This window comes from Wolbachia endosymbiont of Leptopilina clavipes, from assembly GCF_006334525.1.
Classification (GTDB): Bacteria; Pseudomonadota; Alphaproteobacteria; order Rickettsiales; family Anaplasmataceae; genus Wolbachia.
In genome coordinates, this window is record NZ_QJHA01000022.1 from 1 (window position 1) to 12,747 (window position 12,747).

The following is a 12,747-nucleotide window of genomic DNA, read 5'->3' on the forward strand; positions in this document are numbered from 1 at the left end:
AGAATATGTAATAGTCTAGACTTGATCTGACAAGCAAACAAAGTAAGATAAAAATATAGACAAGTTTTAAAGGAGTGTCAGATATGAATACAACACAAGAAAAAATACTAAAACCAAAGTTGGGATTGCTAGAACTTGCAAAGCAATTAGGAAATGTATCACAGGCGTGTAAAGTAATGGGATATTCAAGGGATACATTTACCGCTTCAAAGAACTGTATGAAACAGGAGGAGAAGAGGCTTTACACGAGATAAGCAAAAGCAAGCCATTGTATGCAAATAGAGTGTCGGAGGATATAGAAAAAGCAGTAGTTGAAATAGCAATAGAGTTTCCAGCATACGGACAAGAAAGAGCAGCAAACGAACTGAAAAAGAGAGGAATTCTCATCTCTGCAAGTGGAATAAGATCAGTGTGGCAAAGAAACGATCTTGAAAATTTTAAAAAGAGGTTAAAGGCATTAGAAGCAAAAGTAGCTCAGGATGGTATCATTTTAACAGAAGAACAGATAACAGCTCTAGAAAAGGCTAAGGAAGAAAAAGAGGCCCATGGAGAAATTGAAACAGAGCATCCAGGATACTTAGGTAGCCAAGACAGTTATTATGTTGGTAATATCAAAGGAATTGGACGAATTTACCAGCAAACCTTTGTTGATACCTATTCCAGAGTTGCTTTTGCTAAGCTTTACACAGAAAGGACTGCTATCACAGCTGCAGATCTTCTTAATGATAGGGTAGTACCGTTCTTTGATGAACAGAAAGTATCATTGCTACGTGTTTTGACGGATCGTGGTACAGAGTATTGTGGCAGACCTGAAAATCACGCTTACCAGCTATATTTAGGGGTAGAAAATATTGATCATTCTCGAACCAAAGCTCGTTCTCCACAGACTAATGGCATATGTGAAAGGTTCCACAGAACTATGCAAGATGAATGTTACAATATTATCTTTAGAAAGAAAATTTACACCTCTTTGGCAGAACTTCAGTTAGACGTAGACCATTGGGTGCATTCTTACAATAGATCTAGACCGCATTCAGGTAAATATTGCTATGGTAAGACTCCTATGCAAACCTTTTTTGATAGTATGCATATTGCTTATCAGAAAAATATTGATAGCATTAAACAGGATGTTGATTTTGGTTTTGACTTTGTTAATTCTTCTGTCAGTTAATTCATGCTTGTCAGATTAAGTCTAGACTATTATAGCTATAAAAAACAGAACCAGGAAAAACATTCCTTTATTCAAATCTTTTCGTCATGCTGTCGATTCTTCTTTCTCATGACCTTTTTGGACTATTATGGGAAGGGCTATAATTTTGTGATTATAACCTCCATTTCCAAGTTTTTTTGACTGAAAATCTCCTGTTTCTTTTCTTCTTTGCTGCCACTCCCATAACGTAGTTCTTCCAATTTTAAATCTTGCTGCCACCGTTTCCCTGCTTTCTCCTTCTTCTAGTGCTTCCATTGCTTTTTTTATAACTATATGCTGCTGGCATCCTTACCTTCACTACTATAAACCTTATTTTACCTCGTTTGGACTATTATGAAAAGAGCTATACTTCTCGGTTTGACACAGTTTATTTAACACTCCCGAGAAATAAGATTATGCTATTTTTTTAATGAAATTTCTTGAGTGGTAGATTATTTTTTACAGCTCTAGCTGAGGTAGCTGTCACTACCTGAAATGTAACAAATAAAATACCAATCTTAAATATTGCTATATTTCACGATAGTTTCTCAACTTGACGCACATGCTTTTGGAACATTCTCATTTGTCAAATAGTTTCTGGCATGCTACACAATCTGTAATGCAGGTTTTAACTTACTTTTACGCAATATTGATCATTCTTGAAAAGCAATCTAACATTTTCTATTCCTTGATTACGAAGCTTTGATGCAGCTGATTTAGCTACTTGAGCGTTTACAAAAAATGCTACATATCCCTTACTTTCTGCATTGTTTTGTTTTGGGTGACGTTTCTGCATTTCTTTTTCATATTGCCTTTTGTAATGAGGAGTATTTTGTATCAATTGTTCTGACCTCTTTCTTAAGTACTCGACTTTTACCTTCGCAAGCCCAGACTTATGAAGTCCTAAAACTTGTGCTGCTTTTTCTGACAAGTCTATTATTCTACCTTCAACAAATGGCCCTCTATCATTAACTCTTATAACAAGCTTTCTTCCATTTTCTAAATTAGTAACACGAACAAAGCAAGGTAGGGGCAAGGTCTTATGTGCTGCAGAAATCAAGTGACGATTAAACACTTCACCGTTGGCTGTAATTGTGCCATGATCTTCTATTCCATACCACGATGCTATTCCTACTTCTTCGTAACAGCTACAGTATTTTGGGTGGTAGGTGATACCATTTATTGTATAGCTATTGCCAATTTTATAATGACCTGCAGTGTGATTACACCTATTGCTAAAACTACAACTACTCATCAAAACGAATATTAGACATAGAAAGGCTAGTTTTTTATCATTGTACTTAGTGAAATGGTTCGATACCATGAGGATTTTAAATTATACTATAATAAATTTAGTAATAAGTAAACGTCTACTGCCAAATATGCACAGCACTAAAAAAGGTTCTGTCGCATCTATAAACCATAGGAAAGAAGATCATTAAAGGTGGGATTATAGGAGTTATGAAGCCATTAACATAGCAAAATTCTCAAAAGTAGAAACATTATTTTAATAATTTGTCTTTTTTGAATCATACGAATATTTTCTATGCCTGTGATGGTAATCTTTGCGGAATGGAAGCTTTTAAACCCAAGCATTGGCTTTATTAGTTTTTTGATAAATCTATCAACAATATTATTTAGATATTTTATTTGAAGAACTGTAATCTTCAGAAATTTCTGCATTCAAATCATCAAGAGCAGCAGTATTACTGCCGCTTTTATCAATTACAATTTTCTCAGGAAGATAGTTACTCCTGAAGGCTTTACGAAAGAATGCAAGTGCTGCAGACTTGTCTCTACTAACACACAAGAGGAAGTCTACAGTATATAAATAAACCCATTTACCGTTTAATTTAATGTAAGTCTCTCCAACTACTACCAACCTGCTTCTTTCTTTTCCTTACTGCCTCATCTATCAGTGGTGATAACCCACCTTTGTAACGTAGCATTTTGCTCCCCTTATACTCATCATTTCTTCCAAATCTCGATAGCTCAAAGAGAATCGACATTTCATGTATACAGATAACATCCGCTGAAAAGCTAAATCCTTTGAAATATGGCAACAATTTTTGATTGATACGAAACATCTTTGCTTTTTTTTTAGACAATTATATCATTCTTCTTTCTACTTCCCTACAAATGCGACAGAACCCTAAAAAAGGTGGTAGTTTAACCTACCATCTCCTCTGGTTTCACTATCCTTTCAAACTCCTCCTCAGTGAGCAGTTGAAGTTTTGCTGCTGCTTCTTTTAGAGTGATATTTTCTTTATAAGCAAGCTTCGCTATTTTTGCTGCATTGTCATATCCTATATGCGTATTTAATATAGTAACTAGCATTAACGACTGATTTAGTAAATCCTTTATTCTTTCTTCGTTTGCTTTAATATCAACTACGCATTTCTCTGCAAAATTTAAACTTGTATCAGCTAAAAGTCTTATAGACTGCAAAACATTGTAAATTATCACCGGCTTAAACACGTTCAATTCAAAGTGACCATTTGAGCCACCAATTGTCACTGCAACATGATTTCCCATAACTTGAGCACATACCATAGTCACTGCTTCGCATTGAGTTGGATTCACCTTACCCGGCATGATTGAAGAGCCAGGCTCATTTTCTGGTAACATTATTTCTCCAATTCCACATCTTGGACCAGAAACAAGTAACCTTATATCATTTGCAATTTTCATCAAGCTTACTGCTACTGTATTGAATGCTCCACTGAGCTCAACTAAAGCATCATTTGCTGCTAGTGCTTCAAACTTATTTTTTGCTGAAATAAATGGAAAATTAGTGATTTTTGCCACTTCTTTAGCAAAATCCTCAGCAAAACCCTTTTTAGTATTGATTCCCGTGCCAACTGCAGTGCCACCTTGTGCAAGTTCATATACATTGCTTAGAGTTGACTTTACTCTCTCTATTCCCTTTTTAATCTGAACTGCATAGCCAGAAAATTCCTGCCCAAGTGTTAGAGGAGTTGCATCTTGCAGATGAGTACGCCCTACTTTTATTATATCTTTAAATTCATGAACCTTATTATTTAGCGCTTTATATAATTCTTCAAGATTGGGAATAAGCAAGCGGTCTATTTGTTCTGCTACTGCTATATGCATTGCTGTTGGAAAAGTGTCATTTGATGACTGACCACAGTTTACATGATCATTTGGATGCACTGGAGATTTACTACCTAAATCACCGCCCAAAATTTCTATTGCACGATTGCTGATCACTTCATTCACATTCATATTGGTCTGCGTCCCAGACCCGGTTTGCCAAACAACAAGTGGAAATTGATTATTAAATTTACCGTCTATTATTTCCTTTGCAGCTGAGCAGATTGCATCCCCTACTCTATTATCTATGCTACCCTGCTTCATGTTAACACGTGCTGCTGCAAGTTTTACTATTGCTAGCGCTTTAATCAGGGGCTCTGGCATTTTCTCTGTACCAATTTTGAAATTTTCCAAAGAACGCTGAGTCTGCGCTCCCCAGTAATGTTCACTTGGTACTTTTACTTCTCCTAAGCTATCTGATTCTATTCTAACTTTTTTATCCATATTTCCTCATTCTAGTGTTTGACATTACCTACATATATGATTAGTTAAATCAAATTGTATTTCAGTGTCAAGTTGAGACATTTTTAGTGAAGACCTTAGAAAACTTTCAAGCCATATCTTTTGCTTCTATTATTTTTTTATTGTTATTAAGGCAATCATGCAACCTTAAGCAATAAACCTACTTTCACTCTCTATAAGGCTATTCTACTTAGAGCTTGAATAGTGAAAACATCTTTAAGCGCAGAAGCTATACCTGTGTTTGCTTTCTCTTTTTTTACTTCTACAATTGTATAACCAAAAATTGCACCTAACGCTAGACTAATGGTAGCTGATGCTGCACAAACTGCAATCGCTGCTCCCGCAGAACATGATATTGTCATACCTGCAACATAACCTATTGCACCACTCACGCCAATGCAGACGTATTTCTTCCGCAGTTCTTTTTGTATGTAACCTTTCAGATATTCTTTTACATCTAAATGCCCGTTTCTAGTAGCATAATTCATAGCAGTGTTTTCATAGCCATCTTTCACATTAACATTTGCTTTTGCTGTTTCTATCAGGTACTTTACTACCTCTAAATAGCCACTTCCAGCAGCCCACATTAGAGCAGTTCTTCCATAGTGATCTGTTGAATTAATATCTTCTTTCTGTTTTTCTATCAGGTATCTTACTGTTTCTAATTGACCATTTTTGGCAGCTGAAAATAATCCTGCATGATTGTTAATCATTTGTGCAAATGATAATGTTTTTAGTTTAGTGGGTTGTAACTCTTGAGTATTAAAGTTTAATTGTGCTGGAACAATTTCTACTTCAAGCTCTACATGTTCTCTTGTGAAACGATCAAGTAGCCTTTTTACCTGATCAATTGTTTGAATTCTTACCTTATAATACCGCGATAAAGAATTGATTATTTCCCTGTTGTTAAGAACAAATATCACTAATTCTATTTTACCTGTTAAATCTTTAGCATAGATTGAGTATTCTATATTTAATCTATCTTGTGAAATATTTCGTATTGTCTCACTCTCTGTCCAAATTCTTACCTGTTCATTAATTCTCTTACTTACAAGAAAATTATATAATTCACTATCTTCTTCCTTCATTTTATTGAGCTCATCCTTACAGTCATACCAATAAGATGATAACTCTGGTATACAAGTAGGAAGAGGCAAGCGAGGTATTGACATATCAAGATTAGCTATTAAATGATATCTAGTTAGAAGCTTTGCTATCTCCGTATGGCCATTTACAATAGCATATGTTAGGGCAGAGAATTGACCTTTACGTTTCACATTTAAATCAGCTCCATTTGCTATTAGAAGTTGTACTACCTCAAGATGACCATGGGCAGCAGCATGAATTAGAGCAGTTATGTTTCCCGGAGATTCTGCATTAACATTTGCTCCCTCTTCTATCAAGTATTGTAATATCTCTAGTTGACCATTGTCAGCAGCCCATATAAAAGCAGTTCTCCCATAATCATCATCTATTGTATTAATAATTGCTCCACCCTGTATAGCTTGCTGAACAAAATCTAGCTGTCCTTTTTTAGCAGCATCAATTAGCTGCGCATTTAGCTGTTTTTGTGATGGCATATACCCCTCCTAAATAAATATACAATTTAAAGCTATTTTAGCCACTATTCAAGTTTTAATGGCTAAAATTGATTGAATCACTTTTTAGTGTTTTTTTATGGTTGTTTGAGTCTAGCAAAGATGAGTCTATATCACAATCTAGTAATTCTCCTACTGCACTTAGTAAACCAGCTGTACAACCAGCTATTTTGATCTGGATGAGAGGAGATATAATTTATAACCACTCCCCTATCCTTTCTAGTTGTTTGTAGATGTTAAATCTCAGGAATTTATCAAAATAAGGAGAGGCAATGAAGGGAGTAGTATCTCTTAAATAATTAGATAAGAAATCTGGTAGAATATTCTGAAATTCATGCATTTTTTGTCTATAATCTTTCAAAGCAATAACCTTTATTTTATCATAATCAAGTTTCCAATAAGCAAGCTCCGAGACTTCTTTTTTTGTTGTGTATTCCACTGCTAAAGCTTGTAAAATTAATTGCGGGAAAAATCCTGACATAACTTCCTCATTGGAAGGTGGTGAACCAAGTTTATAGTCTATAATTGCTACTTGCCCACCTGGTAGATACTCAACTCTATCACATCTTGCTGTCAATAAAATTTCTTCTGTCATTCGAGTATCTGACCAGCTCTTATTACACAATTGTCTGGTGTGTTCATTTGCAATCAAATTTTCTGGATCCAAGTAGTCAAGCACTGGGATGACACCCTTATTCTTAGTGGAAGTTGTACAGCATCCGCGCAGTTGTGTGTCACGCGCTGGAATATGAAATATCGGATAGGAAAAGCTCTTCTCCAACTCAACTTGATTGTTTCCAGTCCTATCAAACTCAACAAAAGATTGAATTATCCTCTGCAACCTTACCCACCACATATTTGAAAAGTGGAATCGATTAGACGAGAATATTTCTCGTGCAATACTCATCAGCGACTTTTCGTTGCGTAAATATCTTGCAAAAATATTGTGTACCATAGTGCCAAACTCCAATATCGATGGCTTAAAATTTAAGTCTTTCAACTGTCTAAGGTTCAGTATGTATTCAACATAAAATGAATAAGGGTTACGAATCAGTTTTTCTACCGCACTGCAAGACATCACTTGCATTTTTTCTTCTCTGACTTTGGCTTGAGGTTTTGGCATAGGCTGAGTACATGGAACAATGCACTCAGGTGTATTTAATATTCTTAGCCAATTGCGATAAGGATATTTTGGTTCTTGTAACAGAACCCCCAAACGGCGCAATAGAATTGATTTTCTATCACTCACTAGCCTCGTAATATAAACCTTGCCGGCACCAAATAAATTGCGCAAAGTATACAAAAAGCACCCTTGCTCTTCTTGCACAGAAGGAAGGTTAAATTTTTCTCTATTCAGTGCACTCAAAAACGGATTCTGAAAATTTGGTATATCATTAAATCCAGCAAGTATTACAACTTTATTTTGATATAAGCTAAATTTATCAAAGTTATTTTCTGGAGAAAAAAACTTCCTTTTTAAAAATAATATCAGGATTTGACTATATAACTCTAAGGAACACTCAATTGCTATACCGTCACATGCATTTAAGAAATCACGAGTAAAATTACCTATTTCACCATTTAGCTCTAGAAAATTCACATTAGAAAGCACATTAACACACTGTAAATGAGCTGCTGCTATATCAGAAATAGGATAATTTATAAGATTAAGTAAAAGATTAAATATAGTTTCTAATCTACTGATAATAATTAATATATCTTCTTTATATCTTAGCTTTTTACAAGTACTAATAGCGTTGATAATATCCTTAAGACCATTTATATCAAAGCTACGCAATACTTCTATCTCAAACTCAGATAAAATACGAGTGTACTCTTCTTGAGCGTAACCAAAAGTCACTAGCCTATGTTTAAGAAGAGAAAGCAATGCCACACCGTTCCATTTTGAGTTCAAAATCTCAATACTATAAAGCAGAAGCGTCACATAAGAATAGTTTTTCGATATGGGGCACACCATACGAACTGCAAGTAATTTATCAAAAACAACCAAAGAAACGTTTTCATAACCTTCATTCTCCATAATTAGTGACGTCACCTGCGCTTCTTCCTCTCTGGAATCACAAGTGATGACTTCAATATTGCCAATATATCCATTACTAACTTTACTTAGATCGGCAGTTGTATCAAAGACATAATCTAGTTCAGGACTGCCTGTCATCCCAGCCCTCTGATTTTTAGTGTACGAACACTGTAATTTGCAGGTAATTTGAGTAGTAGATGATGTCATTCCAGTGCTTGACACTGGAATCCAGTTTCTATTGTGCAGCCACCTGGTGCACTCATTTAAAGTTAAGTTTTCTGGATCCGAGTGTCTGGGCACTGGAATGACATCAGAACACGCTTCTGGCAGAAAACTTACATCCTCTCTGCCTATACTTAAATAATCGAGCAGATCTTTCAGGCAATATTGATAATGTTTTTTATCAAGTGATTGCCAATCTTTCTCTTTAATTTTCAAATTCAGATTAGGTAAAATTATCTTTCCAAATGGCAGGTCGTATACAGCTTTAATCAACAACTTATAAATCTCCTCCTTTCCAATTCCAATAAAGATCATATGCTGATCTTTCTTCAGGGAGGCTATCATATTGTTTATGTAGTCACTCTTATGCTTTAGTATATCTACTACTCCTAAATTTTTTAAAGTGTTACTCCAAGTTTTGATAAGTAAGTTTATGAAATTCTCCATTTTCTTCGAATGCTCATCAAGCTGATAACAATCCGCTATTTGGGTATATTGAAGTAATGACGGCAAACTGTAAACTAGATCGATTGGAAAACTATCATTGTGTTTTTTATTCCACTCCAATATAAATTGAATGAGTAGCAGCGTTCTCTTTGTCGGGTTAATAACTTTAACTCTATCAAGATTTAATATTAAATCTTCTTCATCAATGTTTTCTAGTGAAACTATCTCTGGCAAAATTATAGTTCTGTAATTCTTGAATGCACTCAGCAATGCTATCACATCCCTCTTGCAGGGAAGTATGATCTTTATCTTGGGAATTTTTTCTCTTTCATATTCAGAAAATATGTGCTGAACCAGCACATCAAAAAGGGACTCATTCACATTAACAGTAAAAACTCTTCCCACTAACAGTAACAATTAATACAACACTTTTATTGTATAGAAATTATTTAAAATATAAATGTGCTCGCAGTTTCTTATGCTATGATATATTAAAGTCTTTCACAATATTACATGGCAAACATCAGAATAGAAGTTTTTAATAAATGTGAACAAGTTGGCCGCAGAAGGGTAGTTAATGTTTACTTGATTTACATAAGCAAAGAATTACCATCAAAATTACATGAAGAAATTTGTGGGCTATTTTATAATAAAGTCATACAAGACTGCCGTTATTATTCCTACAATGAAAACCTTGAAGAAGTTCAATATAACTCCATAGAATCACAAGAAAAGTGGGGCTTGGAGATAAGCTTTTTACCTGGCATGACCGATAACGTAGGAAACACGGCAAAACAAATTGTTAGAGAATATCTAATTAGCAAAGGCCACATTGATGAAAGTGTTTCTATCAAGGCAAGAAGTTCAAAATTGATTCTAAGTCAAGGAGGTTTTCCAACCGAAGATGACATAAAACAGGAATTCAATCCTATTACTGAATATTGCACACTTGTCTATAAAGAAAACGGCAATTGCCATTGGAAGTATTACAGTAAACCAAATACCCCACCTGGTGTCATTACAGCGCGTGACCAGGAAAAAAAAGAATGGATTCCAGTGTCAAGCACTGGGATGACACCAGGTAATAATGGAGCAAAATCTGTCAAACTCAATGTAAGTGACCAAGAGCTTGAAAAAATCAGCAGAGATGGAATCGATGGTAATGGCACTTTAGGGCTCTCGCTGGCAGCAATGAAAGCTATAAAGGATTACTTTAAAAAACTCGGTAGAAATCCATATGATATTGAACTTGAGTCTCTGGCACAGACTTGGTCTGAACATTGTAAACACAATATTTTTTGCTCCCCTATTGATGAAATAAAAGATGGTCTATATGCTCATTATATTAAGCGTGCAACGCGTGAGATAAATTCTAACATATGCGTGTCAGTTTTCTCCGACAACGCAGGAGGAATAATTTTTGATGACGATTACTTGATTGTAGATAAAGTTGAAACTCACAATAGTCCTTCAGCTCTCGATCCGTTCGGTGGAGCAATGACTGGAGTGCTTGGAGTTAATCGAGATATAGTCGGTTTTGGCAAAGGTGCAGAACCTATCATGAATACTTATTACTTTTGCTTTGCCAAAGAATCAAAAGGCAAACTTTATAGAGATAAAGAGCGTACTGATAAAATCTTACCACCAAAATATATAATGAAAGAAGTGATTCACGGTGTTAATGTTGCTGGTAATTGCTCCGGTATTCCAACGCAACTTGGATCGGTATACTTTGACGATAGATTCTGTGGAAAGCCATTAGTTTTTGTTGGAAGCATCGGAATTATTCCACGGAATATAAATAATGCACCTTCACACATAAAAGAACCCAAAAACGGTGATAAAATCGTAATTATTGGTGGAAGAGTTGGAAGGGACGGAATTCACGGTGCAACTTTTTCTTCAGAGGCATTGTCGGGAAACAGCCCTTCAACAATTGTGCAAATTGGTGATCCTATAACACAAAAAAAATTATCCAACGCCGTCGTAAAAGCAAGAGATCTTGGTCTTTATAATGCAATAACGGATAATGGAGCAGGCGGTCTATCATCGTCCATTGGTGAAATGGGAAAAGACGGATTTGAAGTTGATTTGAGCAAGGTTCTCCTTAAAAACGATGATATGGCTCCGTGGGAAATATGGATATCAGAATCACAAGAGAGAATGACCTTAGCAGTGCCAGAAGAAAATCTTCCTGTGTTTAAGCAAATCATGAAAACACATGATGTGGAGGTCTGTGTAATTGGAGAATTCAACAAAAGTGGCAAAGCCGTTGTTAAATGTCCCACAGGGGCAGTAATAATGGACATCGAAACTGAATTTCTGCATGATGGTAATCCTAAAATGCATTTACAGACAAAGCCATGGTCTGGAAAATCTAACCCATACGCTGTCATTCCAGAATTCTCTCCTGTTATCCCAGTGCTTGACACTGGAATCCAGCAGGCTTTGTCTGCAAATAAATCTAAAACTTTATGTAAAAATACGTGCGATGGCAGAGTTGAGCTTGAGATAGATTACAGTGTCAAGCACTGGAATGACACCTTTGCACTAAAAGAAATGCTAAGCAGACCAAACATACGCAGCAAAGAGTTTATAGTGGTGCAATATGACCATGAGGTTCAAGGATCGTCAATACTGAAACCACTGCAAGGCAAGGGAAGAGTGTACAGTGAAGCTGTTGTCTCGAGGCCAGTCCTTTCTTCAAACAAAGGTGTTGTAAAATCGCAGGGATTTGGCTCAAGTTATGGAGAAATTGACACTTATCACATGGCAGCATGTGCGATTGACACTGCAATACGCAACTACGTAGCCGCAGGAGGAAATATAAATCATCTAGCGTTGCTCGACAATTTTTGCTGGTGTGATGCTTATAATCCAGAAAGGCTGTGGCAACTAAAGAGAGCTGCAGAGGCTTGTTACAACTTTGCAACTGCATTTAAAACACCATTTATATCCGGAAAAGATAGTATGTTTAACGACTTTAAGGGATATGATGAAAATGGCGAGAAAGTGATGATATCTGCACCACCTTCACTACTCATTTCAGCAATTGGAGTTATAGACAATATTGAAAATGCGGTATCGCTTGATGTGAAAATGCCAGGGGACTTGATATATGTGCTTGGTACAACCCACGATGAGCTTGGTAGATCTGAATATCAGTTATATAGTGGAATAGATAATAACAACGTGCCAAAAGTTAATGCAAAGAGCGCTAGGAAATTGTATGAACGTTACAACCAGGCAATAAAAGATGGCATAATTGTCTCTGCAATTGCACCAAACTTAGGCGGCTTAATTATTGCTTTGGCAAAATCGCTAATTGCAGGAGACCTTGGTGCTGAAATTGATCTTTCACTAGTACCAATAGGAAAAACACAAAATACAGACATAATAAACAAGATAATAATGTTTTCTGAATCGCAAAGTAGAATATTAGTAACCATTGCCCCGCAAAATCAGCGGAAGTTTGAAGAATTGTTTAAAGGTATAGTTTTTTCATGTATTGGAAAAGTGACAGAGGAGAAAGCTCTCAATATAAAGGATATTATAAGAATAGATTTGAAAGACTTAGGTACTAGTTTAAATAACTTTTGATTACGCTAGACAAATTTTTCATTATGTGTAATGTCTGATTAAAATAAATGCATATTATTAAATTTGGGTAGGTG

The 12,747-nt window shown here is 35.6% G+C and carries 5 protein-coding genes and 3 pseudogenes; 2 read left to right on the forward strand and 6 right to left on the reverse strand.

Features of this window, described 5'->3' with window-relative positions:
* Positions 1 to 83: 83 nt before the first annotated feature.
* Positions 84 to 1,171: pseudogene (locus OUY_RS01855) on the forward strand (IS481 family transposase).
* Positions 1,172 to 1,312: 141 nt separating this feature from the next.
* Here the strand turns inward: OUY_RS01855 and OUY_RS01860 are convergent.
* The 6 genes and pseudogenes from OUY_RS01860 to OUY_RS01885 form a co-directional block, all read right to left on the reverse strand.
* A pseudogene (locus OUY_RS01860) lies at positions 1,313 to 1,496 on the reverse strand (IS630-like element ISWpi11 family transposase); the annotation flags it as partial.
* Between the two features lie 321 nt (positions 1,497 to 1,817).
* Positions 1,818 to 2,444 (reverse strand): septal ring lytic transglycosylase RlpA family protein, encoded by a 627-nt coding sequence (locus tag OUY_RS01865; RefSeq protein ID WP_006013750.1) that lies wholly within the window; start codon positions 2,442 to 2,444, stop codon positions 1,818 to 1,820.
* 204 nt (positions 2,445 to 2,648) lie between these two features.
* Positions 2,649 to 3,276, reverse strand: a pseudogene (locus tag OUY_RS01870) (IS6 family transposase).
* Between the two features lie 82 nt (positions 3,277 to 3,358).
* Positions 3,359 to 4,747, reverse strand: a complete 1,389-nt coding sequence (gene fumC, locus OUY_RS01875; protein ID WP_139686545.1) for a class II fumarate hydratase — start codon at positions 4,745 to 4,747, stop codon at positions 3,359 to 3,361.
* A 191-nt stretch (positions 4,748 to 4,938) separates the two neighbouring features.
* Positions 4,939 to 6,345: an ankyrin repeat domain-containing protein gene (locus OUY_RS01880; protein WP_139686546.1), complete on the reverse strand. Its 1,407-nt coding sequence runs from the start codon at positions 6,343 to 6,345 to the stop codon at positions 4,939 to 4,941.
* A 214-nt stretch (positions 6,346 to 6,559) separates the two neighbouring features.
* Complete coding sequence (locus tag OUY_RS01885; RefSeq protein ID WP_179949516.1) at positions 6,560 to 9,478, reverse strand: PD-(D/E)XK nuclease family protein; 2,919 nt, start codon at positions 9,476 to 9,478, stop codon at positions 6,560 to 6,562.
* A gap of 108 nt (positions 9,479 to 9,586) precedes the next feature.
* Between OUY_RS01885 and OUY_RS01890 the strand changes: the two genes are divergently transcribed.
* Positions 9,587 to 12,673 (forward strand): phosphoribosylformylglycinamidine synthase subunit PurL, encoded by a 3,087-nt coding sequence (locus tag OUY_RS01890; RefSeq protein WP_139686548.1) that lies wholly within the window; start codon positions 9,587 to 9,589, stop codon positions 12,671 to 12,673.
* Positions 12,674 to 12,747: the final 74 nt, after the last annotated feature.